We start from the raw sequence: 23,639 nt of genomic DNA, 5'->3' as shown, positions 1-23,639 counted from the left end.
CTAGAAATCGCACATGGCGCAAGAATCCTCTCAGCCCGGGACCACCGCACCGGCCCGGCCGCACCGCGTCGTCGTGATCGTCGACGAGAACTCCAACCCCTTCGAACTGGGCTGTGCGACCGAGGTGTTCGGGCTGCGCAGGCCCGAACTGGGGCGGGAGCTGTACGACTTCGCGCTCTGCTCGCCCGAGCCGGACACACCGATGCGGGACGGCTTCTTCACGCTCAGCGGCGTCGCCGGGCTCGACGCGGCCGACACCGCGGACACCGTCATCGTGCCCAACCGGCCGGACACCGACGTGCCGCGCCGGCCCGCCGTCCTGGACGCCGTCCGGCGGGCGCACGCGCGCGGCGCGCGTCTGGTGGGCTTCTGCAGCGGGGCCTTCACCCTCGCCGAGGCCGGGGTCCTCGACGGGCGCCGGGCCACCGCGCACTGGCAGTGGGCGGACTCCTTCCGGGAGCGGTTTCCGGCCGTGCGGCTCGAACCGGACGTGCTCTTCGTCGACGACGGCGACATCCTCACCGCGGCGGGCAGTTCGGCCGCCCTCGACCTGGGTCTGCACCTCGTGCGCCGGGACCACGGCGCCGAGGTCGCCAACTCCGTGAGCAGGCGGCTCGTGTTCGCCGCCCACCGGGACGGCGGACAGCGGCAGTTCTTGGAGCGCCCCGTGCCCGACGTGCCGGACGTCTCCCTGGCCCCCCTCCTCGCCTGGGCGCAGGAGCGGCTCGGCGACACCGCCGTGCCGGGGCCCGGCGGGGCGGGCCCGCTCACCGTGGCGGCCCTCGCGGCCCGCGCCGGGGTCAGCCCCGCCACCCTGCACCGCCGCTTCCGCGCCCAGCTCGGCACCACCCCGCTGGCCTGGCTGACGGCCGAGCGCGTGGCCCTGGCCTGCCGACTCATCGAACGCGGCGAGGAGCGCCTCGACGTCGTCGCGCGCCGCAGCGGCCTGGGCACGGCGGCCAATCTGCGGGCCCGGCTGCGCCGCGAGACGGGGCTCAGCCCGTCCGGCTACCGGCGCAGGTTCGGGCCCGGCACGCCCGCGGCGGCTGGCCGGATCCCGGCTGCCGCCCCGGCCGCCACCCCGTGAAGACTGGCCTCCCCCACGCACCGGGCGCAGGCCACCGACGTGCGCCCTCGGCACCGAGCAGAGGCGGACCGCCATGCCGAACGGAGCGCAGATCCTGATCGACGGCCTCGTGGACGGGGGCGTCCGCGCGTGCTTCGCCAACCCCGGCACCTCCGAGATGCACTTCGTCGCCGCCCTCGACGACGTGCCTCGACTGCGGCCCGTGCTGTGCCTCTTCGAGGGCGTGGCCACGGGCGCCGCCGACGGGTACGGGCGGATGACGGGGAGCCCCGCGTGCACGCTGCTGCACCTCGGTCCCGGCCTGGCGGGCGGCCTGCCCAACCTGCACAACGCGCGGCGGGCCGCCACTCCCCTGGTCAACGTGGTCGGCGACCACGCCCTGGACCACAAGCGGCTCGACGCGCCCCTGGAGTCGGACATCGGGGCGCTGGCCCGCACGGTGTCGGCCTGGACACGGCGTACGTACTACGTCTCCGAACTCGCGGCCGACGTCGCCGACGCGCTCGCCGCGGCGAGCGGGCCGCCCGGCGCCATCGCGACGCTGGTCCTGCCCGCCGACGTGTCCTGGGCGCGGGGGGAATCGCCGCCCGTCGCCGCGTGCCCTCCGACGGCGCGGCGCGGGCTCGTGTCCGTGGACGCGGTGACGGGCGCGGCGGGCGCGCTGCGCTCGGGCGAGGGCGTCGCGCTGCTGCTCGGCGCGGAGGCCGCGCGCGGGGCCGGGCTCGCGGCGGCGGGGCGGGTGGCCGCGGCGACCGGCGCGCGGCTGCTGTGCGAGACCTTCCCGGCCCGCCTGGAGCGGGGCGCGGGCCGCCCCGCCGTCGATCGGCTCGCCTACCTCGCCTCCGGCGCGCGGCGTCAGCTGGCGGGCGTACGGCACCTGGTGCTCGCCGGGGCCGCCTCGCCGGTCGCCTTCTTCGCCTACCCCGGGCAGCGGGCCGATCTGGTGCCCGAGGGGTGTGCGGTGCACGTCCTCGCCGCCGGTCCGGAGGACGTGACGGCGGCGCTCGAAGGGCTCGCCGAGGTGGTCGGGCCGCCCCGGGCGCGCGCTCCTCGGGCCGAGTCCGTGCGGCCCGCGCTGCCCGTCGGCGACCTCACCGCCGAGTCGGCCGCCGCCGTGATCGGGGCGCTGCTGCCGGAGGGTGCCGTCGTCGTCGACGAGGCGAACACGTCCGGGATCTGGCTACCGGCCGCGACGGCGGGGGCGCCGCCGCACGACTGGCTGACCCTGACCGGCGGGGCGATGGGACAGGGGCTTCCGCTGTCCGTGGGGGCGGGGGTGGCCTGTCCGGACCGGCCCGTGCTCGCGCTGGTCGGGGACGGGGCCTCGATGTACACGCTGCAGGCGCTGTGGACGCAGGCGCGGGAGGGGCTCGACGTCACGACGGTCGTCTTCGACAACCGGTCCTACGCGATCCTCAATCTGGAGCTGGCGGCGGTGGGGGCGGTGGCCGGCGGGACGCGGTCCCGGCGGCTCCTCGACCTCTCCGGGCCGCCCCTCGACTTCGTCGCGCTGGCGCGGGGCATGGGGGTGCCGGGGGAACGGGCCACCACGGCGGAGGAGTTCGCGGCGCTGCTGAAACGGGGCCTGGCGGAGCCGGGCCCGTTCCTGATCGACTGCGTGGTGCCGCCACTGGGGTAGGAGCGGAGCGGGACGCCCTCGTGGCGACGGGACTCACCCGTCCCACACGCCCTCGTGGCGACGGTGCGTCTCCGTCAGGCCGTTGGTGAAGAACGTGTCGTAGTACTCCGTCTCCACGTGGTGGACCTGGAGCCACACCCCGGGGACGTGGATCGCGTCCGTGTGCGCCGGGAAGCGGCGGTGCGTCGTGAGGATGTACTCACAGACGTCCCGGGCGCAGGCGATCACGCGCTCCTCGTACTCGCTCGCCTCCGCCAGGTACCGCTGGCCGTACTCCTCCTTGTAGATGCGGGCGAACACGTCCTTGTCGCCGTAGACGCCACCGGGGCCGAACTTGGCGCGGATCACCGCGTCCACCGCCTCCGCCATCGTGCGGTGCGCCGGCGGGCACGCCGCCTCGATGAGCGGCTCGCCGTCGGGGGACCTCAGGCCCACCGGGTGGGAGCGCAGCGTCGCGTACCTGGGCAGGGGGACGTGCCAGCGCCAGAGGTCCGGCAGGCGCCAGCGCGGGGTGACGAAGGTGAAGCCGAGCATCCTGCCGTAGGTGCGGGAGAACTTCGGGTCGCCCAGGGCGATCTGCGGGTTGATGGAGGCGTGGATCCAGGCGCCCAGGCCCATCGCCTCGGCGGTCAGCATCAGGTTCTGCAGGAGCAGGTCCGCCTCGATCTGGGTGCGCAGCGGGCCGAGCGCGCCCAGCGGCAGCTTGATGTCGCCGTTGAGGAAGCCGTTGCGCACCCACTTCTTCACGCCCGCCGGGCGGTAGAAGTTGCGGTCGTCGACGAGGGTGGGGCGTACGTCGTCGGGCTGGGTCAGCAGGTACATCAGGGCGTTGATGTACTGGTGGGAGAGGTCGACCACCGGGAACAGGAGCGTCGATCCCGGCAGGTTGGACAGGAAGCGGTTGGAGTCCAGGTAGGACGGGAAGTCGCGCTGTCCCTCGGCGACGTCCAGGCGGTGGTCGAGGACGCGGACCTTGGCCTGCCGCGCCCGCTCGACCAGTCGCTCCGCGTCGAGGGGCGCGGAGGGCGCCGGGGGCAGTCTCCGCAGGAAGTACGTGCCCGAGTCGTTGATCAGGAAGAAGTGCGTGCCCTGCGCGTTGTCGGGGCTGCCCGCGGTGCGGCCCGCCATGGTCATGTTGGGCTTGGCCATGATGGGCTTGCCGTCGCGCGGGTCGTCGAAGGGGCGGTCCGGCATGGTCAGTCCGGTGCAGCCCGTCAGCGCGATCAGGACCGCCTCCTCCAGTTCGGAGAGCGGTCGCGGCTCGTGGGGCGAGCGGTAGCTCATCGAGCCCGCCGGGACGGCGGCGCCGCGGCTCACCCGGTGGGTGCGGCGGCGCCAGACCGTCTCCAGGAGGGGCCTGGTGAACAGGTCGGCGAGGCCCGGGTGACCGGGCCCGCGCTCAGCCGCCGGCACGTCCGGCCCCGTCGCCCGTCGGCTGCACCTGCCGCCACGGCGCGAACGCGCTGGCCCCGCGCGGCAGCAGGCCCGCGAGTTCGGGGCAGTGCCGTTGCAGGACGGACTTCATGCCGCCCTTCTGGACCCAGTCGATGCCGAGCGGCGTGTAGATCTCCGGGCGGAAGTCGACGGTCAGGAAGCGGTCGCTCTGGAGCCGCCGGGTGGCCATCAGGATGAAGATGCGGAAGGCCGTGTCGCTGAAGCCGAAGCCGTGCGGCGGGTTCTCGGCGAACAGGCCGACGACCGTGTCGATCTCGTCGACCGAGCGGTAGACGTCCTTGAGCCGGGCGACGGTCTCGGGGTCCTGGGAGAGGTCCTCGAAGCGGCGGATGCGCGGCTTGTGCAGGCCCTCGCGGAAGTCGTTGTAGCGGGGCACGCCGCGCCTGCGGGTGCGCACGAGGTCGACGACGGACAGGTCGATGATCTCGCCCTCGCGCTCGAAACGCTGGAGCGCGCGCGGGAAGTTGTGCAGGGTGATGGCGCCCGGGTGGGCGATGCCGAAGGAGTACAGCGTGTTCGCGAGCCCGGTCTTGCGGATGGCGGCCTCGGCGGCGCCGCCCTGGATGTCGTGGAAGGTGAGGCTCTCCAGGCGCTGCCCGAAGTGGTGCTCGCGCATCTCGAAGTCGTCGGGGATGAGCGGGTGCATGCGGTAGACGGTGACGAAGTCCTCCGTCAGGGAGTACGGCGCGCCGTGGTGGTCCGGCAGCGTCTGCGGGATGCCCCGCAGCGCGTGCGACTCGAAGAGCCACAGGCCGAGCTTGTTGAGCCAGCTGTCGGGCGGGCCCTCCCAGTTGGTGTGCAGGCCGATGTCGATGGCCTCGGTGGCGAGGATCGCCGGGGTCCACTCCACCGTGTGGATCTTGGCGATGAGGGCGGAGACGACCAGGCGTGCCGTGTGGTAGACGCTCTCCTCGCCCATCGAGGGGTACGCGTGCCGCAGCGCGTCGCAGACCGCGTTGTGCTCGCGGGCGAAGAGGGTGTGCATGGCGCTGAGGCCGAGCCACCAGTTGTCGGCGAAGCCGGTCAGCGGGATGCCGTTCTGGCCGAGCGGCAAGTGGCCGTCGTCCAGGCGGAGTTTGGCACCGCCGTCGGGCTCGCGCAGGAACCGTGCGGTGTGCTCGTTCTCGCCGTACACCTCGGAGCCGTCCCACCAGTGCGACGCGGTGTTGGCGAAGAGGAGCGGCGGCCGGTCGCCGGGGAGGTGGATGCCCTCGTTCTCGGCGAAGCGCATCACCTGCTCGGCGGGACCGCCGGGGGTGTTGTGCCAGGTGGTGCCGGGCGGCAGCGGCACCTCGACGGCCTGGCCGCCGGGCTTGTGGCGGCGGTGGTTGACCCAGTCGTGGACCTGGAACTGGATCCAGGCGGCGGCCAGGACGTTGAGCGAGGTGGCCGGCAGGAACGTGTCGCGGTACAGGAGTCGGCGGCTGACCGTGACGGGGTTCGGGACGTCGAAGAGGTCGGGCCGGTAGACCGGCTGGAGGTTGCGTCCGAAGGGGGCGCCCACGGCTCCCATGGTGGGCGCGGAGAGGTCGTTGTACGTCCCGTCGTAGGTCCGCGCGGTGCGCTGCTGTTCGTCGGCCGGGGCGGGCGCGGGCACGGCCCTGGGCGGTGCCTCGTGCACGTCGGTGTCGATGAGGTTGAGGCGGCGCAGGGTCTTGCGGAGGAAGACGAGGTTGAGCAGTCCGGCCTCCACCGGCAGCTTGTACCAGGGCACATAGCGGTTCAGGAGGCGGAAGGCGGCGCCGACGGGGGCGCCGAGCACGCGGTTGCGCAGCGGCTCCTCGGTGAGGAAGCGCAGGCCCTGGCGGTGCGCCGCGCTGGCCTCGTAGGCGGCCTTGCGGGCGCGGTTGAGGTTGCCGAGCGGGCGGAAGTCGTCGGTGGTGAACCACGGGTTGAAGCCGAGCGCCTCGACGCGCCCGCCGGCGGCCCGCGCCTCGGCCGTGTCGAGGTCCTGGCAGGGCACGGTCAGCGTGGCCACGGGCACGGCGGGCGCGACGGACTCCAGCCACTCCACGGCGCCGTCCTCGACGGGGGTGCGCCGTTCGTCGACGTACCGCTGCACGCACAGGTCGAAGGCGACGTCCTGGCGGGCGAGACGGGTCTCCAGCTCGCGGCGCAGGTACTGCGGGTCGCTGTGCTCGCCGTCGCGCGGGGTGCCGTTGCCCGCCGGGCGCAGCAGATAGCGGACCGGCCCCGCCTCGCCCCACAGGATGGCGCCGCGGCTCCAGAACGTCTCGCCGGCCAGGCTGTGCACGGTGTGCCGGGCGGCCGACTGGACGTTGCGGCGCATGCGGGCGGCCGTGGACAGGCCGACGGCGAGCGGGAGTTTGACGAACAGGCCGACGGCCTTCTGGAGGGTGGTCGTGGCGCCCGCCATGGCCTTGGCGAAGGCGACGAACTCGCGGGCGTCGCGGGCGTGCGAGACCGGGTGGCTGGTGGCGAGCAGGTCGTGGCTCTCCTCGGCGGAGACCGTCACGCGCACGGCGGCACCGCGCAGGTCGGGCGCGCCGTCGGCCTGCCGGATGCCGCTCGCGTTGGAGAGCCGCACGGTCGCCGCGTACTCGGCGCCGGGCTGCGCGAAGCCGCATTGCAGCGAGTCGGGCAGGTCGTCGCGGAAGCGCAGGCGGGCGTTCTCCACGCCGAGCGCGGCCTTGGCGTGCAGGGTGCGCTCCAGGCCCGCGGACCGGCTCGCCCGCCGGTTCCTCTCCTGCACCTTCATCAGCTCCACGGCCAGGCGCTCGAAGAGCCGACGCTCCGCCTCCGGGCTGCCGTCCATGTACCGCTCGTAACTCTGCTGGTGCTGTCCGGTGTCGGCCATCGGGCGCCACTTCCTTCGCACGGCGTACGGGACTGCGTACAGGACAGGGGGCAGGCAGACGCTACTGGCGGCGACCGTCGGCCGCAGCGGCGGTTCCCGCCTATGTGCGGGGCACTTCGGAGACCTCGAACAGGCGGGCGGGCCAGGGCGTTTGGGCCCGTGGGCGGCCGTCCGGGGGGTGCGGCGCCCGGCGCCGGAACCGCCGTTCGCACCCCGTGTGAATCCTCGCTCCCCACCAGTCCCACGCGCCCGGTGCCCGCGATGGCCGGGTCCCGACGGGTGCACGCCCCCGGAGCGGAGGCGAGTTGACGGTGCGCCGGGCCGGTGGTGTGCTCGGGGGTCCGGTGCGACCACCGCTCGACGTGGGGGACACCATGGGGGACGACTTCGCCAAGGGACCGAGCTTCGCCGAGCTGCGCCCCTTCAAGACACCCACCGAGGACGGCCCCGACCGGCCGGTCTTCCCCGTCCACCGGGATCTGGTGGACCTGCTGGCCGCCGACAAGGGGCAGCCCGAGACCGAGGGTCCGGTGCCGCACACCATGGCGACGTGCGCGGCGTACGCGTACGCGGGGTTCGGCGGGGGCGGCGACCCGGCGACGGTCGCCACGATCATGGCGCGACTCGGCCTGGAGGAGAACCGCTGCCGGGTCTTCGAGCAGCGCGTGGACGCCATGTACATAGCGTCCGCCGGGTACCTGGTGCAGGACAAGGACCGACGCGTGGTGATCCTCTGCTACCGCGGCACCCAGCCCGAGGACATCATCAGCATCCTCACGGACGCCGACGTGCGCCCCGAGACGCTCTCCGTGGACCTGGCGGGCGAGCGGCACGAGGTGCACGCGGGCTTCTACCGCAACATGCGGGCGACCCGGCATCTGATCATGCAGGCCCTCGAACGGGCCGTGCGCGGCGAGTCGGTCAACCCGGCCGAGAAGGGCGTCCGCGGCGACGGGATGGAGGCGCTGTACATCACCGGGCACAGCCTCGGCGGCGCGATGGCCGCCCTGATGGCCGTCGTCCTGGCCCACGAGGAGCGCTACGCGGCGGTCGCCGAACGCCTGCGGGCCGTCTACACCTTCGGGCAGCCGCTGCTGGGCGGGCCCGACTTCGCGGACGCCTGCGCGCGGGCGACGGACGGGCGCGGCGAGCACGTCCTGCGGGACCGGCTGCTGCGCTACATCTTCGACCGCGACGTGGTCCCCGCCCTGCCGCCGCGTCCCGTCGGGTCCTACGCCCCCTTCGGCCGGGAGTTCCACTACCGCAGGCCGCGCGGGGTGGCCGAGGGCGTGCTGACGCTCGCGGCGGAGACGGCGATCGACGCGGTCTCGCTGCCGGGCGACCTGCTGCGCGGGCGGCTGCGCGAGATGGCGGGGCGCAGGGCGCGCGAGGCGGGGCGCTCGCTGGCCTCCCTGGCGCGCGGGCCGCGGCCCGGCGGCTGGGCGGAGGTCCACGATCCGGGCCTGCACTATCCGCAGATGGACAGCCTCGCGGGGCTCGCGGTGGTGGCGCCCCTGGCCTTCTTCGCGGCGCGGCTCGCGCTGACGCGGACCATCCCGTTCACGTACTCCTTCGAGGACCACGGCCCGGGGCACTACGTCAACGCGCTCGCCCCGCCGGGGGTGCTGAGCGAGTTCGGGGACGTGCGGTGAGGGCTCTGGCCGGAGGCGTGGTGAGGGCTCCGGCTAGTCGATGAACACGCCGTCGACGTACACCCACGCCCCGTCGACGCGCTCGAAGCGGCTCTTCTCGTGGAGCGCGTCCGGGCGTCCGCCGTCGGTGTAGCGGGCCCGGAAGGTGACGGTGCCCGCGGAGTGGAACGCGGTGCCCTCGGTGGTCTCCTCGATGTCCAGGCCCGCCCAGCGCATCCCCGGGTCGAACTCCACGCGCGGGGGCCGCTTCGCCGGGTGCCAGGTGCGCAGCAGATAGCCCTCGTCGCGCACCGCGAAGGCGCTGTAGCGGGACCGCATCAGCTCCTCGGGGGTGGCCGCGGCGGCCTCGCCCCGGTGCAGCCTGCCGCAGCACTGCTCGTAGGGCCGGGGGTGCCCGCAGGGGCAGTGCGTGGGGCGTGCGGTGCGTCGGGACATGCCGCCCATTGTGTCCGACGGCGGACGGAGGGCCCGGCTCAGGGCGCGAGGATGTCCAGTTCCTCCAGCGCCCCCAGGGCGATCTCGCGCGTGAGCGCCTCCGCGCGGGCCGCGTCGCCCTCCCTGACCGCCTCCGCGACCTTGACGTGCAGGGTGACGGCCGGCGGGTCCGGGTCCTCGAACATCACCTCGTGCGTGGTACGACCGGTCAGGACCTCGGCGACGACGTCGCCGAGCCGGGCGAACATCTCGTTGCCGGAGGCGTTGAGGACGACCCGGTGGAAGGCGATGTCGTGCTTGAGGTAGCCCTCCAGCTGGTGGCCGCGCGAGTGGGCGACCATGCCGAGCGCGCACGCGGTGAGCTCAGCGCACTGCTCGGCCGTGGCGTGGCGGGCGGCGAGCCCCGCGGCGACCGGCTCGATCGCGGACCGCAGCACGGTCAGCGAGCGCAGCTGGCGCGGCCGGTCGGCGCCGGCCAGGCGCCACCGGATGACCTGGGGGTCGTAGACGTTCCACTCCTCGATGGGCAGGACCGTCACCCCCACCCGGCGGCGGGACGCGACCAGGTGCATGGACTCCAGGACCCGGACCGCCTCGCGCATCACGGAGCGCGACACCTCGAAGCGCTGGGCCAGCTCGTCCGTGCGCAACACGCTGCCCGGCGGATACTCGCCCGCGGTGATGGCGGGCCCGAGGCTTTCCAGTACGCGGGAGTGCAGCCCTCGGGCCTGTGCGGTCATGACGAAAGCCTACGAGGAGAGCGCCGGGAACAATAAGTCAGACTTTTATGTCACAGACTCTTGAATTCGTCAGACCTTATGGGTTTCAGTGGCGTGAACGCGCGGACCGGGGCCACCCCCTTCGGCCCCGGTTCCGCGCGACCGATGTCGATGAGGACATGAAGACAGCGAGGCACCAGCGATGAGCACCCCCCACGTCGTCGTAGTCATGGGCGTGGCAGGGACCGGCAAGACCACGATCGGCCCCCTGCTCGCGGACCGTCTCGGCGTTCCCTACGCCGAAGGCGACGACTTCCACCCGGCGGAGAACATCCAGAAGATGTCCTCCGGTACGCCGCTCACCGACGACGACCGGTGGCCCTGGCTCGACGCCATCGGCGTCTGGGCGCACGGCCGGGCCGGCCAGGGCGGGGTGGTGAGCAGCTCGGCGCTCAAGCGGAGCTATCGCGACCGGCTGCGGAGCGCCGCGCCGGGTGTCGTCTTCGTCCACCTCACCGGCGACCGGAAGCTCATCGAGGACCGGATGGCGCACCGGCAGGGGCATTTCATGCCGACCGCGCTCCTGGACTCGCAGTTCGCCACGCTTCAGCCCCTCGGGCCGGACGAGGCGGGCGTCGACGTCGATGTCTCGGGCGGCCCCGAGGAGATCGCCGACCGGGCCTTCGAGGCGCTCAGCGGCCTCGAACCCCGCTAGCAGTACCGCTCCCCCCTTACGGGGCACCCCCGTACCCACGCACAAGGAAACAACCGTGACCCATCTCAGCGTCGAGATGCTGGCAGCGGACCCCGTCGAGCCGATCACCTCGGCGGGCCATGCCCAGCTGGGGATCGCCGTCCTCGCGGGCATCGCCGTCATCGTCCTGCTCATCACCAAGTTCAAGCTGCACGCGTTCCTCGCGCTGACCGTCGGGTCGCTCGCGCTCGGGGCCTTCGCGGGCGCCCCGCTCGACAAGGCCATCGCCAGCTTCACCACGGGCCTCGGCTCGACCGTCGCGGGCGTCGGTGTCCTCATCGCGCTCGGCGCCATCCTCGGCAAACTGCTCGCCGACTCCGGCGGCGCCGACCAGATCGTCGACACGATCCTCGCCAGGGCGGGCGGGCGCGCGATGCCCTGGGCGATGGTGCTCATCGCCTCGGTGATCGGTCTGCCGCTCTTCTTCGAGGTCGGCATCGTCCTGCTGATCCCGGTCGTCCTGATGGTGGCCAAGCGCGGCAACTACTCGCTGATGCGGATCGGCATCCCGGCGCTGGCGGGCCTGTCCGTGATGCACGGGCTCATCCCGCCGCACCCGGGCCCGCTCGTCGCGATCGACGCGGTCAAGGCCAACCTCGGCGTCACGCTGGCCCTCGGCGTCCTCGTCGCCGTCCCCACGGTGATCATCGCGGGGCCGCTGTTCTCCAAGGTCGCCGCGCGCTGGGTGGACGTGCCCGCGCCCGAGAAGATGATCCCGCAGCGTCCCTCGGAGGACCTGGAGAAGCGCCCCGGCTTCGGCGCGACGGTCGCCACCGTGCTGCTGCCCGTCGTCCTGATGCTGGCCAAGGCGCTGGTGGACATCGTGGTCGACGACCCCGAGGCCACCGTGCAGCGCGTCTTCGACGTCATCGGGTCGCCGCTGATCGCGCTCCTCGCGGCCGTGATCGTCGGGATGTTCACGCTGGGCCGGGCGGCCGGCTTCACCAAGGACCGGCTCTCGACGACCGTCGAGAAGTCGCTCGCCCCGATCGCGGGCGTGCTGATGATCGTCGGCGCGGGCGGCGGCTTCAAGCAGACCCTCATCGACGTCGGCGTGGGCCAGATGATCCTGGACTTCTCCAAGGACTGGTCGATCCCGGCGCTGCTGCTGGCCTGGCTGATCGCGGTGGCCATCCGGCTCGCGACGGGCTCTGCGACGGTGGCGACGATCTCGGCGGCCGGTCTGGTGGCGCCGCTCGCGGCCGACATGTCGACCTCGCACACGGCACTGCTCGTGCTCGCCATCGGCGCCGGTTCGCTGTTCTTCTCGCACGTCAACGACGCGGGGTTCTGGCTGGTGAAGGAGTACTTCGGCCTGGACGTCGGTCAGACCATCAAGACGTGGTCGGTGATGGAGACGATCATCTCGGTGGTGGCGGGCGGCTTCGTCCTGCTGCTGTCCCTGATCATCTAGCGGGCGGGCGTCCGACGCACCGCGCACACCGGAAGAACGCTGTGGCCGCGCCGGATCTTCCGGCGCGGCCACGGCGTTTGAAGCCCGTCCGGCGTTCGAGGACGAACTCGGCGGAGCCGGTGACGAACCGAGCCCCGTGGCCCGTCACGCCTCCGGCGAGCTCGACGCCTTCTCCAGCTGGAACGCCTCGTTCCCGAGCCCGATGCGGGCGTGCGCCTCGGGGTTCCTGGAGCGCAGGACCGCGCCGTGGACGACGCCGATCACCGCCGCCGCGACGATGATGCCCGGCAGCACCCAGCTGAGCACCGAGCCCTCGCCCGCGCCGACGAGCACGTCGAAGTCCTTGACGGTGTAGCCCGCGATGACGAGCAGGCCGGCCGCGGCGAGCGCGGACGCGGTGATCCGCCAGGCCTGGGCGCGCGCGGCACCCCGGCGGGCGAAGAAGACGATGACGGCGATGGACGCGGTGGCCATCAGGAGGATCACGCCGAGCGCGCCGATGTTGCCGCCCCAGGTGAACAGGTGGAGCACGGGCGCGGTCGGGTCGCCCGCCTTGCCGTCGTCGGCGACGGCGAAGCCCACGACGACCACGACGGAGATGACGGTCTGGAGCAGCGAGCCGGTGCCGGGGGCGCCGGTGGCGGTGTTGGTGCGGCCGAACGCGGCCGGCAGCAGCCCCTCGCGGCCCATCGCGAAGGCGTACCGCGCGACGACGTTGTGGAAGCTGAGGATCGCCGCGAACATGCCCGTCACGAACAGGACGTGCAGGACGTCGGTGAAGGTGGAGCCGAGCCGCGACTCGGTGAGGGCGAAGAGCAGCCCGGCGCTCTGTTCCTGGGAGGCGGGGACGATCCCGGAGGGGCCCGCAGCGACCGTGAGCGCCCAGGAGCTGAGCGCGAAGAAGACCGCGACGAAGCAGACGGCGAAGAACATCACGCGGGCGACGACGACCTGCGGCCGGCTGGTCTCCTCGGCGTACACGGGGGCCTGCTCGAAGCCGGTGAAGGCGGCGATGCAGAAGCAGAGCGAGGTGGCCACGCCCGCGCCGGTGAGCGTCTCCGGGTTGAACGCGTGCAGCGACAGGCCCTCCTTGGCCGGGTCGGCGACGGCCGCGATGTCGAAGATGACGACGAGCGCCACCTCGATGAGGAGCAGCACGCCGAGCACGCGCGCGTTCAGGTCGATCTTCAGCCAGGCCAGGACCGCGACGACGGCGACGGTCAGGAGGGCCGGGATCCACCAGGCGATCTCGATCTCGAAGTACGTCTGGAGGAGCCCGGAGACCTCGAAGCCGAGCATGCCGTACAGGCCCGCCTGGAGGACGCTGTAGGCGACGAGCGCGACCAGCGCGGCCCCGGCGCCCGCGGTGCCGCCGAGGCCGCGGGATATGTACGCGTAGAAGGCCCCGGCGTTGTGGACGTGGCGGCTCATCTCCGCGTACCCGAAGCTGAAGAGCACCAGGACGACGCCGAGGATGAGGAAGAGCAGGGGCTGTCCGACGACACCCATCACGCCGTAGGTGGTGGGCATGACGCCGGCGACGACCATCAGCGGTCCGGTCGCGGCGAGGACGGACAGCAGCAGGCCCGCCGTGCCGAGCCGGCCTGCGCGCAGCGCCCGCTCCTGGCCCTTGTACGTGCTGATGCCGGTGTCACCCGTCGGTTCACCGACGGCTCTGGTGCCGCTCGTGCTCGAACTTCCCGTCGCCATGGCGCGGTCGTCCTTTCCAGGGGTGCTGATGAGGGGTACGGGGCTGATGAGGGGGACGGATGGTCAGGCCGATCCGAGCGCCGTGGCCCGCGCGGCGTGGAACGCCGCGAGCGGGTCCCGGTCCGGGTACGACCAGGGGGCCGGCGTCGCGTGCCGTCCGATGCGGTGGAAGAGCGCGGCGGCTTCGGCCGCCCTGCCCTCGCAGGACTTCGCGTGGGCAAGGAAGTTGAGGTCGACGTGGCAGCGCGGGTGGAGGGGGCCGTCGGGCGTCACCCACTCCAGCCACCAGTCGAAGGCGGTCTTCATGACCCCGCGGGCGCGCCGCCCGTCCCAGTGGCCGGAGGCGGCCGGGTCGGCGCTCTCCAGGCCCGCGGTGGCCAGGACGCGGTAGCGCTCGGCGTGCGCGACGACGGGCAGGACCGCCAACGGCGATTCCGCGGGCGCCTGTTCGGCGGCCCAGGACGCGAAGTCGTAGACCTCGTGCAGCGGGTCCTGGCCCGCGCCGGGGCGCCGCTCGGCGAGCCGGGCCACCATCAGGTGGTGGGCGTGGTGGTGCTCGGGGTGGCGGTGGCGGATCTCGTCGAAGAGGCGTACGACGTCCTCCTCGCGGCCCAGGGAGCGTTCGAGCAGGAGCAGCGCGAGCAACGGCGTCGGGTCGGCGGGCACGCGCGCGGCCGCCTCGCGGCACCGGGCGCGCACCTTGTCCGAACGCGCCTTGCCGCGCAGGGCCTTGTGCACGGCGGCGAAGACGAGCAGCAGCCCGGCGTCGTGGCTCTCGGGCTCGGCGAGCCGCCAGTCGCGCGCCCACGCCTCGGTGGTGGGCTCCTGGCCCAGCACGTCGAAGCGGTGGCCCCTGCGGTCCCAGTCGTCGCCGGTGGCGGCGAGCAGCGCGCGGACCTCGCTCCAGCGCCCCTGCGTCAACGCGGCGCGCGCGGCGACGAGTTCGGCGTCGTCGAGTGCGGCGTCGAAGCCGTGCCCCGCGGCCTTCTTGCGGGAACGGCCCAGTGGGGGCGGGGGTGGTGACACCGCGGGACGTCCTCCCCGGCGCGGCTTGCGTACGGATGATCACGCACAGCAAACCGGTACGCACCGCTCCACGTCAAGGCCGGGGGTCTTGTCCGCCCTTCACCAACTCATTTCAAAATCGGCAGACTTCGCACGCCGCCCGAGGACACGTCGCGGCCACCGCCCGGCGCGCGGCGGCTCAGCCCACCTCTCGGGCGGCCGCGCGGCCCGCCGTGCGGCCCGAGAAGAGGCAGCCGCCGAGGAAGGTGCCCTCCAGGGAGCGGTAGCCGTGCACTCCCCCGCCGCCGAACCCGGCGGCCTCCCCGGCCGCGTACACACCGGGAAGCGGCTCGCCGCCCTCGGTCAGCACGCGCGAGGACAGGTCGGTCTCCAGGCCGCCGAGGGTCTTGCGGGTGAGGATGTTCAGGCGCACGGCGACGAGCGGGCCCGCCTTGGGGTCGAGGATGCGGTGCGGGGCGGCGGCCCTGATGAGCCGGTCGCCGAGGAACTTGCGGGCGCCCCGGATCGCCGTCACCTGGAGGTCCTTGGTGAAGGGGTTGGCGATCTCGCGGTCGCGCGCGGCGAGGGTGCGGCGCAGCGCGTCCTCCTCGATGAGGGGTTCCTTGGTGAGCGCGTTCATGCCGCGCACCAGGGCCCCGAGGTCCTTCTCGACGACGAAGTCGACGCCGTGGTCCATGAACGCCTTGACGGGTCCCGGGACGTCGGCGCGCGCCCGGTCGAGGACACCGCGCACGGACTTGCCGGTCAGGTCGGGGTTCTGCTCGGAGCCGCTGAGGGTGAACTCCTTGCCGATGATGCGCTGATTGAGCACGAACCAGGTGTAGTCGTACCCCGTGCTCATGATGTGGTCGAGCGTGCCGAGGGTGTCGAAGCCGGGGAAGAGCGGCACGGGCAGGCGGTCGCCGCGCGCGTCCAGCCACAGCGAGGACGGGCCCGGCAGGATGCGGATGCCGTGCCGGTCCCAGATGGGGTTCCAGTTCTCGATGCCCTCGGTGTAGTGCCACATGCGGTCGCGGTTGATCAGGCGCGCACCGGCCGCCTCGGCGATGCCGAGCATCTTCCCGTCGACGTGCGCGGGCACGCCGGAGATCATCTTCTCGGGCGGGGTGCCGAGCCGCTCCGGCCAGTTGGCGCGCACGAGGTCGTGGTTGCCGCCGATGCCGCCGGAGGTGACGATCACCGCCTGGGCCCGGAACTCGAAGGTCCCGGTCACCTCGCGGCTGCTGGCCTTCCCGCGCTCGACGGACGAGGGCTCCAGGACCTCGCCGGTGACCGTGTCGACGGCGCCCGCGCTGCGCGAGAGGCCGGTGACGCGGTGGCGGCAGCGCAGCTGGACCAGGCCGCGGTCCACCCCGGCGCGCACCCGCCGCACGAACGGCGCGAGCAGCCCCGGGCCCGTCCCCCAGGTGATGTGGAAGCGCGGCACGGAGTTCCCGTGGCCCTGCGCGTCGTAGCCGCCGCGCTCGGCCCAGCCGACGACCGGGAAGAACCGCACGCCCTGCCCGTGCAGCCAGGACCGCTTCTCGCCGGCCGCGAAGTCGACGTACGCCTCGGCCCAGCGGCGCGGCCAGTGGTCCTCCGGACGGTCGAACGCGGCCGTGCCCATCCAGTCCTGGAGCGCCAGCGCGTGGGAGTCCTTGATCCGCAGCCGCCGCTGCTCGGGCGAGTCGACGAAGAAGAGGCCACCGAAGGACCAGTGCGCCTGGCCGCCGAGCGACTGCTCGGGCTCCTGGTCGACGAGGATGACGCGGCGGCCCGCGTCGACGAGCTCGGCGGTGGCCGCGAGCCCGGCGAGCCCCGCTCCGATCACGATCACATCTGCGTCGTACGCCATGGGGGTCGCCTCCTCGACAGGGTCCCGCAAGGTTACTGGTGGGTCAGATCCCGGGACAGGTCAGATCCTGAACAGCGGCGTGACGCACGTCAACCGACAGAGCGGGCGAAGTCGTCAAGCTTGGGTGCGCGCGACGGGCGAACGGCCGCTATCGTCGGCCAAGTCGCCGCCTTCTGCCCCGGCTTGGGCGCAGTTGCGCCACCACCCTGATCCCGCACCGCTCCCGCACCACCGCTCCCGACCCCTCCCCCGCCAGGTGTCCGCCGTGTCTGTTCTGGTCCTCGCGCTCGCCGTCGGCGCCGCCTGCTGTCTCGGCGTCGGCTTCGTCCTCCAGCAGAACGTGGCGCGGCACGCCCCGCTGGGCGACTTCCTCTCGCCGCGCCTGCTGCTCGACCTGGTGCGGGTGCCGCGGTGGCTGGCGGGCATCGGCCTGATGGCCTGCGGGATGGTCCTCGGCGCGGTCGCCCTCGGGCACGGGGAGCTCTCGCTCGTCGAGCCGCTGCTCGCCACGAACCTCCTGTTCGCCCTCGTGCTCTCCCGCCACCAGACCAGGCAGGCGCTGGGCCGCCAGGGGTGGGCGGGGCTCGCGCTGCTCGCGGGCGGGGTCACGGCGTTCATCGTGGCGGGCGAGCCGCGCGGCGGCGACGCGGTGACCGATCCGCTGCGGCACTGGCTGATCGTCGGCGTGATGCTGGGCTCCGCGCTGCTGCTGACCGCGTACGCGAAGCGGTCCCGGCTCGGCGCCGCGCCGGTCCTGCTCGCCCTCGCGGCGGGGCTGCTGTACGGCGTGCAGGACGCGCTGACGCGGGTGAGCGGGCAGCGGTTCACCGAGGGCGGCCTCGCCGAGCTGCTCACGGGCTGGCAGCCGTACGGGGTGCTCGTGCTCGGCGTCGTGGGGCTCGTCCTGGTGCAGAGCGCGTTCGAGACGGCGCCGCTGCGGATGTCGCTGCCCGCGCTGACGGCCGCGCAGCCGCTGGCCGGGATCGCGTGCGGGGTCGGCTTCCTCGGGGACCGGCTGCGCACGGACGCGGGGGCGCTGGCCTGGGAGGCGGGGGGCCTGGCGGCGATCGTCGCGGGGGTGGTGCTGCTCGGGCTGCACCCGGCGATGCCTTCCGGGTCCGAGGCACCGGAGGGAAGGCTCCAGCGGGCCTGAGCCCCACGGCGCGGCACCACGGCACGGCACCACGGCACGACGTCCCCGCACCGTCCGTGTGGCGCCTCACCCCCTGCGGTCGCATTTAATAATGGCCAGCATTACAGTGAGGTCATGGCCAGAACGTCAGGTCCCGAGACCCGGGAGAAGCTCATCCGCGCCGGCGAGGAGGTCTTCGCCGCGCAGGGCGTGGACGGTGCCCAGCTGCGGGACATCGTCCGGCTCGCCGGGCAGAGCAACCCCTCCGCGGTGCAGTACCACTTCGGCTCCCGCGGCGGCCTCCTCGACGCCGTGATGGCGTCGAGACAGCAGCGGACCGAACAGGTGCTCGCCGCCGAGCTGGCGCGCCTCGACGAAGGCGCGGACCCGGCGGCCGAGCTGCGCGGCCTGCTCACCGCCCTGGTCAACACCGAGGCCACCGAGCTGCGCACCGAGCGCGGGCGCCGCTGTCTGCGCGTCTCCGCCCAGCTCAGCCACGAGAGCGGCGTCCGCACCCGCACGCCGCACCCCACCATCGACGGCACCGTCTACTGGACGCTGATCGGCCGCGTCGAGGACTGTCTGGCCCCCGCGCTGCCCGAGCCGCTCCGCCTGGAGCGGCTCGACCTCGCGCTCACGATGGTCGGCGCCGCCCTGGGCGACCGCGCCCGGCAGTACCTGACGGGCACCACCCCCCTGACCGACGAGGACCTCTTCCTCGCCGACCTCGTCGAGACCACCGCGGCGCTGCTCCTGGCGCCGCGGCCCACCCCTGGAGGCACCGCATGACCCAGCACGACCTCACCGGCAAGACCGTCATCATCACCGGTGCCGCCCGCGGCCTCGGCGCGGAGGCCGCCCGGCAGGCGGTCGCGGCCGGCGCGAACGTCGTCCTCACCGACGTCCTCGACGACGAGGGCAAGGCCACCGCCGCCGAGCTCGGCGAGCGCGCCCGCTTCGCGCACCACGACGTGACGTCGGAGGAGGACTGGCAGCGCGTCGCCGACCTCGCGGTCGCCGAGTTCGGCGCCGTCCACGGCCTGGTGAACAACGCCGGGATATCCACCGGCCAGTTCCTGGAGTCGGAGTCCGTGGAGCACTTCCGCAAGGTCCTCGACATCAACCTCACGGGCGTGTTCATCGGCATGAGGACCGTCGTCCCCGCCATGAAGGAGGCGGGCGGCGGCTCGATCGTGAACATCTCCTCGGCCGCCGGTCTGATGGGCCTCGCGCTCACCGCCGGGTACGGCGCCTCGAAGTGGGGCGTGCGCGGCCTCACCAAGATCGGCGCGGTGGAGCTCGGCACGGCCCGCGTCCGCGTCAACTCCGTCCACCCGGGCATGACGTACACCCCGATGACCGCCCAGGTCGGCATCGAGAAGGGCGAGGGCAAGTACCCCAACACCCCGATGGGCCGGGTCGGCGAGGCCCACGAGATCGCGGCCGCCATGGTCTTCCTGCTCTCGGACGCCGCCTCCTACGTGACGGGCGCGGAGCTCGCCGTCGACGGCGGCTGGACGGCGGGACCCACGGTCAAGTACGTCATGGGGCAGTGAGGAACCCGCCCGCGAGGCGGTGAGGTTGGATGGTCGGCATGACGGACGACAGTCGGCCCGTGCCCGACCCCAGCGAAGAGATGATCACCATCGTCGACGAGAACGACGAGGTGGTCGGCGAGGCCCCGCGCGGTGAGGCGTACGCGCGCGGCCTGCGCCACCGGTGCACGTTCATCCTGGCGCGGGACGCCGAGGACCGGATCTTCGTGCACCGCCGCACCCCGGTCAAGCTGGTCTTCCCCTCGCTGTACGACATGTTCGTCGGCGGCGTGGTCGGGGCCGGGGAGTCCTACGACGACGCGGCGCTGCGGGAGGCGGAGGAGGAGCTCGGCGTGCGGGGACTCCCGCGCCCCACGCCGCTGTTCAAGTTCCTCTACGACGACGGCGCCGGGAAGACCTGGTGGTCGTACCTCTACGAGGTCCGCTGCGAGCTGCCCGTCACCCCGCAGGTCGAGGAGGTCGCCTGGCACGCCTTCCTGCCGGAGGACGAGCTGGAGCGGCGGCTCGGCACGTGGGAGTGGGTGCCGGACGGGCTCGACGCCTACCACCGGCTGCGGGCCTTCCGCGCGGCCTGACCTCACGCGGCGCCCCGCCGATGGCCCCGCCCCGCCCCGCGCGGCCCGGGGTGCGGCCGTCGGCGGGGCGGCCGTTTATGGTGCGCCCGTGAGCAACTTCGTACAGAGCCTGCGGCTGTGGTTCGCGCCCGAGCGCGTCCGCGAGGAGGGCGACACCCCCGACTACCGCTTCTCGCTCGCCAATGAACGCACCTTCCTGGCCTGGCTGCGCACCGCGCTCGCGCTGATCGGCGGCGGCTTCGCCGTGGACCAGTTCCTGCCGGACCTGCGCTGGGGCTGGCGGATCGGGCTCGCGCTCGCCCTGCTCGGCGCGGGCGTCCTGTGCTCGCTGCGCGCGGTCAACCACTGGGTGCGCTGCGAGCGGGCCATGCGGCGCGGCGAGGACCTGCCGGCCAGCCGCTTCCCGGCGGTCCTGGGCCTCGCGGTCGCGGTGGTCGCGCTCGCCATGGTGGTGGTCGTGCTCTTCGGGTGGGAGGGGTGACGCGGCCCGGTCCGGTCACCGAGCGGGTCCGCGACCCCGGTCTCCAGCCGGAGCGCACCCGGCTGGCCTGGCGGCGCACGACGCTGTCGGCCACGGTCGCCGCCGTCCTCGCGGCCCGCGCGGCGCTGTACGACGGGCCGACCGCGGCGGGCGTCCTGGCCTGCGCCCTGTGCCTGCTGCTCTGGCTCGGCTTCCTGGCGGTCGCCCACCGCAGGATGGTGTCCCTGACCGCGGCCAGGCCCCACTCGCTCACGGTCCGGTCCGTGCGGACGGCGGCGCTGTGCACGCTCGCGCTCGCGGTGTGCGCCGTCGCGCTGGTGGTCTGACGCGGCGCGTCAGCCCGTGGCGCGGATGTGGGAGGCGGCCCGCTCCGCCTCCCGCACCACGTGCGCGGTGTCGACGTCCACCAGCTTCCCGTGCGCCTTGCGCGCCCGCCCGTCGACGTACACGTGGCTCACGTTCCCCGGCTGGCCGTTGAGCACGATCTGGCTCGTCCAGTCGAAGCGGGGCGCGAAGTTGAGGGTTCCCGGGTCGAGGACGAGCACGTCGGCGCGCTTGCCGGGGGTCAGGGAGCCCACCTGGTCGGCCATGTGGATGCACTCCGCGCCGCCCAGCGTCGCCATCCGCAGCACGGCGGGGATCGTCGGGTGCACCTCGGCGTCCTGGTGGAGCGCGCGCTGGAGCCCCACGGCCGCCTTCATCACGTTGAACATGTCCGAGGTGTCGTTGGTGCCGCCGTCGTGGCCGAGCCCTGCCTTCACCCCGTGCCGCCGGAGCTCGGGGAGGCGGATGATGCCGGAGGCCAGCCGCATGTTGCTCAGCGGGCAGTGCGCCACCCGCACGTCGGCCTCGGCGATCTCGGCGATCTCCGCGTCGGTGAGGTGGATCGCGTGGTTCATCAGCAGGTCCGGGCCGAGCGCGTCGGCGGCGCGCAGCGACCGGATCGGCTCCCGCTCGCGGTCGCCGCGGTTCTCCAGGACGTGCGAGTTGAGCATCAGGCCGAGATCGCGGGCGATCTCGCGCGAACGGCGCAGCAGGTCGAGTTCGGGCATTCCGGCGTGCACGGAGACCTGGGCCGAGGCCAGCGGCAGCGGGTCGAGGAGTTCCTTCTTCACCCGCGGGATCAGGTCGAGGTCGCCGGCGTTCTGCGTCATCGCGTACACGAAGCGCAGTCCGGTGCGGTCGAGCGCGCGGACGTAGCTCTCGCTGGTGTCGAACGGGATGGGGTGGACCCAGTCGACGACGGTGGTCACCCCGGCCTGCAGGGCGTCGAGCGCGGCCAGGCGCACGAAGCGGTACATGTCCTCGGGGCCGATCTTCGGCAGCGTGGTGCGGTTGCAGTCCGCCAGCCAGCCGTACAGGTCCTGGGTGGCGCAGCCGCCGCGGATGCTGGACTGCCACAGGTGGTTGTGGAGGTCCACGAAGCCCGGCAGCACGAGCATGCCGGAGACGTCCACCACGCGGGCGCCGACCGGTGCGGTCAGCCGCCGCCCCACGGCGGCGATCCTCCCGTCCCGCATCAGGACGTCGGCGCGTTCGAGCGTGCCGAGGTCGCCCTCGCCGAGGGCGGGGTCCATGGTGAGGACGAGTTCGGCGCCCCGGAGCAGGGTGGTGGGCGTGTGTGCGTCGGCCGGTTCGGGGCGCGGCGCGGCGGCCGCCCCCACCGTCAGGGGGACGGCGCCGATTCCGGCCAGGACGGTGCGGCGGCGCGGTGGCCGGGCGGACCCGGCGGAGTTCGCGGTGGAAGTCATGTGCGGTGTTGTACCGCCGGTAACACCCGCACCACAGGACTGAATCCAGCCAACGGAAATAAACTTCCGGAACATGGAACCCTAAATCGGGCCATCGGCGTACGGGTCAGTCCGCCCAGTCGACCGTCACGACGATCTTGCCCCGCGTGCGGCCCTCCGCGCTCAGCCGGTGGGCGTCGGCCGCCCGCTCCAGCGGAAAGGTCTCGTCGACGTGGACCGTCACCACGTCCTGCTCCGCGAGCTCCGTCAGCCGCGCGAGGTCGGCCGCGTCGGGGCGTACGAAGCAGTAGTGGCCGCCCAGCCCGATCACCCCGCCGTCCGCGATGGACGCGAGGCGGCCACCGGGCGCGAGCAGTTCGGCGGAGGCCTTGAGCGTGTCGCCGCCGACCGTGTCGAAGGCCGCGTCGACGCCCTCGGGGGCCAGCGCGCGGACGCGGTCGACGAGTCCTTCGCCGTAGGTGACCGGCTCGGCGCCGAGCTCCCGCAGGAAGTCGTGGTTGCGCTCGCTCGCGGTGCCGATGACACGGGCGCCCGCGTGCCGGGCGAGCTGCACCGCGATCGAGCCGACCCCGCCCGCCGCCGCGTGCACGAGCACGACGTCGCCCTCGGCCACCGCGAGCGCTCCCGTCACGACCTGGAGGGCGGTGAGCCCGGCGAGCGGCAGGCCGGCGGCCTCCTCGAAGGTGAGGTTGCGCGGCTTGCGGGCCAGGGTGCGCACCGGGGCGGCGACGTACTCGGCGAAGGTGCCGCGCGAGAGGAAGTCCTCGCGCACATAGCCGATGACCTCGTCCCCGACGGCGAACTCCGGCACGGAGGCGCCGGGCTGGACCACCACGCCCGAGACGTCCCAGCCGGGGACCACCGGGAAGACCGGGTCGAGGATCCCGTCGAGGTACCCCTCGCGGCACTTCCAGTCGACGGGGTTCACGGCCGCGGCCCGCACCTTCACCAGGACGGAGTCGGGGCCGACCTTGGGGTCGCGCACCTCGCCGTACTCCAGGACTTCGGGCCCGCCGTAGCTGCGGTAGCTGATCGCCTTCATGGGGTCCCCTTCGGGGCGTTCACGGAAACAGCCACAAGGCTGTCATAACACCATCAATGGGGCATCGGGGGCTAGCCTGAGAGAGTCACCCCTCCCGGCGGCCACAGGGCCCTGGAGGGCCACCCTCCCGGCAGTCACAGAAGGTGCGCGTCATGACCACGCTCCACCACGAACACCCGGTGCACGACCACATCCACGGCCCCGCCTGCGGCCACCCCGAGGTGCCGCACGGCGACCACGTCGACTACGCGCACGACGGCCACCTGCACCGTCTGCACTCCGACCACTACGACGAGTGCGAGCCGACCGGCCACACCACGCACCGAGGCCACGACCACGAGCACGGCGACGGCTGCGGACACGACGCCGTCACCCACGGCGACCACGTCGACTACCTCCACGACGGCCACCGGCACGCGGCGCACGCCGACCACTGGGACGACCACTGAGCAGGCCGTGACCTTCCCCCGCACCGACGGCGACCGGCCGTCGGGGGCGGGGGTTCCGGCTGTCCGGGGCCGGGCGGGGCCGCGATCCCGATCACGTTCCACCAGCGCTC

General features: G+C 73.4%; 21 protein-coding genes. 12 read left to right on the top strand and 9 right to left on the bottom strand.

Features of this window, described 5'->3' with window-relative positions:
• The first annotated feature begins 13 nt into the window (after window positions 1-13).
• Window positions 14-1,087, top strand: a complete 1,074-nt coding sequence (locus tag AB0L89_RS31720) for a helix-turn-helix domain-containing protein (protein WP_365148621.1) — start codon at window positions 14-16, stop codon at window positions 1,085-1,087.
• Window positions 1,088-1,160: 73 nt separating this feature from the next.
• Window positions 1,161-2,726: an acetolactate synthase large subunit gene (locus AB0L89_RS31715; protein WP_365148618.1), complete on the top strand. Its 1,566-nt coding sequence runs from the start codon at window positions 1,161-1,163 to the stop codon at window positions 2,724-2,726.
• A gap of 33 nt (window positions 2,727-2,759) precedes the next feature.
• Here AB0L89_RS31715 and AB0L89_RS31710 read toward each other — a convergent pair whose 3' ends face one another.
• On the bottom strand, window positions 2,760-4,139 hold the full coding sequence (locus tag AB0L89_RS31710) for a hypothetical protein (protein ID WP_365148615.1): 1,380 nt from the start codon (window positions 4,137-4,139) through the stop codon (window positions 2,760-2,762).
• Window positions 4,126-6,999 (bottom strand): peroxidase family protein, encoded by a 2,874-nt coding sequence (locus AB0L89_RS31705; protein WP_365148612.1) that lies wholly within the window; start codon window positions 6,997-6,999, stop codon window positions 4,126-4,128. Before AB0L89_RS31705 ends, AB0L89_RS31710 begins: the two co-directional genes overlap by 14 nt.
• 374 nt (window positions 7,000-7,373) lie before the next feature.
• On the opposite strand from AB0L89_RS31705, the gene AB0L89_RS31700 reads away from it, so the two are divergent.
• A complete protein-coding gene (locus AB0L89_RS31700; protein ID WP_365148609.1) occupies window positions 7,374-8,651 on the top strand; it encodes a lipase family protein in 1,278 nt (425 codons plus the stop codon).
• Between the two features lie 33 nt (window positions 8,652-8,684).
• Here AB0L89_RS31700 and AB0L89_RS31695 read toward each other — a convergent pair whose 3' ends face one another.
• A complete protein-coding gene (locus AB0L89_RS31695; protein WP_365148606.1) occupies window positions 8,685-9,086 on the bottom strand; it encodes a YchJ family metal-binding protein in 402 nt (133 codons plus the stop codon).
• Between the two features lie 38 nt (window positions 9,087-9,124).
• Window positions 9,125-9,826: a FadR/GntR family transcriptional regulator gene (locus tag AB0L89_RS31690; RefSeq protein ID WP_365148603.1), complete on the bottom strand. Its 702-nt coding sequence runs from the start codon at window positions 9,824-9,826 to the stop codon at window positions 9,125-9,127.
• 181 nt (window positions 9,827-10,007) lie between these two features.
• On the opposite strand from AB0L89_RS31690, the gene AB0L89_RS31685 reads away from it, so the two are divergent.
• Both AB0L89_RS31685 and AB0L89_RS31680 read left to right on the top strand, forming a co-directional pair.
• Complete coding sequence (locus tag AB0L89_RS31685; protein ID WP_365148600.1) at window positions 10,008-10,520, top strand: gluconokinase; 513 nt, start codon at window positions 10,008-10,010, stop codon at window positions 10,518-10,520.
• 55 nt (window positions 10,521-10,575) lie between these two features.
• A complete protein-coding gene (locus AB0L89_RS31680; RefSeq protein ID WP_365148597.1) occupies window positions 10,576-11,973 on the top strand; it encodes a gluconate:H+ symporter in 1,398 nt (465 codons plus the stop codon).
• A gap of 144 nt (window positions 11,974-12,117) precedes the next feature.
• Here the strand turns inward: AB0L89_RS31680 and AB0L89_RS31675 are convergent, their stop codons facing one another.
• The 3 genes from AB0L89_RS31675 to AB0L89_RS31665 all read right to left on the bottom strand — a co-directional run bounded on the left by AB0L89_RS31675 (window position 12,118) and on the right by AB0L89_RS31665 (window position 16,543).
• Complete coding sequence (locus AB0L89_RS31675; RefSeq protein WP_365148594.1) at window positions 12,118-13,683, bottom strand: APC family permease; 1,566 nt, start codon at window positions 13,681-13,683, stop codon at window positions 12,118-12,120.
• Between the two features lie 63 nt (window positions 13,684-13,746).
• Window positions 13,747-14,709, bottom strand: coding sequence for a hypothetical protein (locus tag AB0L89_RS31670; RefSeq protein ID WP_365148591.1), 963 nt, complete (start codon window positions 14,707-14,709; stop codon window positions 13,747-13,749).
• A 178-nt stretch (window positions 14,710-14,887) separates the two neighbouring features.
• Complete coding sequence (locus tag AB0L89_RS31665; protein ID WP_365148588.1) at window positions 14,888-16,543, bottom strand: FAD-binding dehydrogenase; 1,656 nt, start codon at window positions 16,541-16,543, stop codon at window positions 14,888-14,890.
• Between the two features lie 265 nt (window positions 16,544-16,808).
• On the opposite strand from AB0L89_RS31665, the gene AB0L89_RS31660 reads away from it, so the two are divergent.
• The 6 genes from AB0L89_RS31660 to AB0L89_RS31635 all read left to right on the top strand — a co-directional run bounded on the left by AB0L89_RS31660 (window position 16,809) and on the right by AB0L89_RS31635 (window position 20,613).
• Window positions 16,809-17,696 carry a DMT family transporter gene (locus tag AB0L89_RS31660; RefSeq protein WP_365148585.1) on the top strand — a complete coding sequence of 296 codons (888 nt, stop codon included), beginning with the start codon at window positions 16,809-16,811 and terminating at the stop codon, window positions 17,694-17,696.
• A 114-nt stretch (window positions 17,697-17,810) separates the two neighbouring features.
• Window positions 17,811-18,464, top strand: a complete 654-nt coding sequence (locus AB0L89_RS31655) for a TetR family transcriptional regulator (protein ID WP_365148582.1) — start codon at window positions 17,811-17,813, stop codon at window positions 18,462-18,464.
• Window positions 18,461-19,231 (top strand): glucose 1-dehydrogenase, encoded by a 771-nt coding sequence (locus AB0L89_RS31650; protein WP_365148579.1) that lies wholly within the window; start codon window positions 18,461-18,463, stop codon window positions 19,229-19,231. The genes AB0L89_RS31655 and AB0L89_RS31650 overlap by 4 nt, the downstream gene beginning before the upstream one ends.
• 38 nt (window positions 19,232-19,269) lie before the next feature.
• Window positions 19,270-19,806: an NUDIX domain-containing protein gene (locus AB0L89_RS31645; RefSeq protein WP_365148576.1), complete on the top strand. Its 537-nt coding sequence runs from the start codon at window positions 19,270-19,272 to the stop codon at window positions 19,804-19,806.
• 88 nt (window positions 19,807-19,894) lie between these two features.
• Window positions 19,895-20,287 carry a DUF202 domain-containing protein gene (locus AB0L89_RS31640; protein WP_365148573.1) on the top strand — a complete coding sequence of 131 codons (393 nt, stop codon included), beginning with the start codon at window positions 19,895-19,897 and terminating at the stop codon, window positions 20,285-20,287.
• Window positions 20,284-20,613, top strand: coding sequence for a DUF202 domain-containing protein (locus AB0L89_RS31635; RefSeq protein WP_365148570.1), 330 nt, complete (start codon window positions 20,284-20,286; stop codon window positions 20,611-20,613). The genes AB0L89_RS31640 and AB0L89_RS31635 overlap by 4 nt, the downstream gene beginning before the upstream one ends.
• A 9-nt stretch (window positions 20,614-20,622) precedes the next feature.
• Here the strand turns inward: AB0L89_RS31635 and AB0L89_RS31630 are convergent, their stop codons facing one another.
• Window positions 20,623-22,038, bottom strand: coding sequence for an amidohydrolase family protein (locus AB0L89_RS31630; protein ID WP_365148567.1), 1,416 nt, complete (start codon window positions 22,036-22,038; stop codon window positions 20,623-20,625).
• Between the two features lie 106 nt (window positions 22,039-22,144).
• Window positions 22,145-23,080: an NADP-dependent oxidoreductase gene (locus tag AB0L89_RS31625; protein WP_365148564.1), complete on the bottom strand. Its 936-nt coding sequence runs from the start codon at window positions 23,078-23,080 to the stop codon at window positions 22,145-22,147.
• Between the two features lie 152 nt (window positions 23,081-23,232).
• On the opposite strand from AB0L89_RS31625, the gene AB0L89_RS31620 reads away from it, so the two are divergent.
• Window positions 23,233-23,529 (top strand): hypothetical protein, encoded by a 297-nt coding sequence (locus tag AB0L89_RS31620; RefSeq protein WP_365148561.1) that lies wholly within the window; start codon window positions 23,233-23,235, stop codon window positions 23,527-23,529.
• Window positions 23,530-23,639 lie beyond the last annotated feature (110 nt).

It is taken from the genome of Streptomyces sp. NPDC052114 (assembly GCF_040680155.1).
In the GTDB taxonomy this organism is placed as follows: Bacteria; Actinomycetota; Actinomycetes; order Streptomycetales; family Streptomycetaceae; genus Streptomyces.
The sequence above is the reverse complement of the archived record's forward strand: the minus strand, read 5'-3'. Positions and strand labels throughout refer to the sequence as shown.

Coding starts and splice junctions, on each gene's coding strand:
- AB0L89_RS31720 (WP_365148621.1), top strand. CDS start 14: ATGGCGCAAGAATCCTCTCAGCCCGGGACCACCGCACCGGCCCGGCCG.
- AB0L89_RS31715 (WP_365148618.1), top strand. CDS start 1,161: ATGCCGAACGGAGCGCAGATCCTGATCGACGGCCTCGTGGACGGGGGC.
- AB0L89_RS31705 (WP_365148612.1), bottom strand. CDS start 6,999: ATGGCCGACACCGGACAGCACCAGCAGAGTTACGAGCGGTACATGGAC.
- AB0L89_RS31700 (WP_365148609.1), top strand. CDS start 7,374: ATGGGGGACGACTTCGCCAAGGGACCGAGCTTCGCCGAGCTGCGCCCC.
- AB0L89_RS31695 (WP_365148606.1), bottom strand. CDS start 9,086: ATGTCCCGACGCACCGCACGCCCCACGCACTGCCCCTGCGGGCACCCC.
- AB0L89_RS31690 (WP_365148603.1), bottom strand. CDS start 9,826: ATGACCGCACAGGCCCGAGGGCTGCACTCCCGCGTACTGGAAAGCCTC.
- AB0L89_RS31685 (WP_365148600.1), top strand. CDS start 10,008: ATGAGCACCCCCCACGTCGTCGTAGTCATGGGCGTGGCAGGGACCGGC.
- AB0L89_RS31675 (WP_365148594.1), bottom strand. CDS start 13,683: ATGGCGACGGGAAGTTCGAGCACGAGCGGCACCAGAGCCGTCGGTGAA.
- AB0L89_RS31665 (WP_365148588.1), bottom strand. CDS start 16,543: ATGGCGTACGACGCAGATGTGATCGTGATCGGAGCGGGGCTCGCCGGG.
- AB0L89_RS31655 (WP_365148582.1), top strand. CDS start 17,811: ATGGCCAGAACGTCAGGTCCCGAGACCCGGGAGAAGCTCATCCGCGCC.
- AB0L89_RS31650 (WP_365148579.1), top strand. CDS start 18,461: ATGACCCAGCACGACCTCACCGGCAAGACCGTCATCATCACCGGTGCC.
- AB0L89_RS31645 (WP_365148576.1), top strand. CDS start 19,270: ATGACGGACGACAGTCGGCCCGTGCCCGACCCCAGCGAAGAGATGATC.
- AB0L89_RS31630 (WP_365148567.1), bottom strand. CDS start 22,038: ATGACTTCCACCGCGAACTCCGCCGGGTCCGCCCGGCCACCGCGCCGC.
- AB0L89_RS31625 (WP_365148564.1), bottom strand. CDS start 23,080: ATGAAGGCGATCAGCTACCGCAGCTACGGCGGGCCCGAAGTCCTGGAG.
- AB0L89_RS31620 (WP_365148561.1), top strand. CDS start 23,233: ATGACCACGCTCCACCACGAACACCCGGTGCACGACCACATCCACGGC.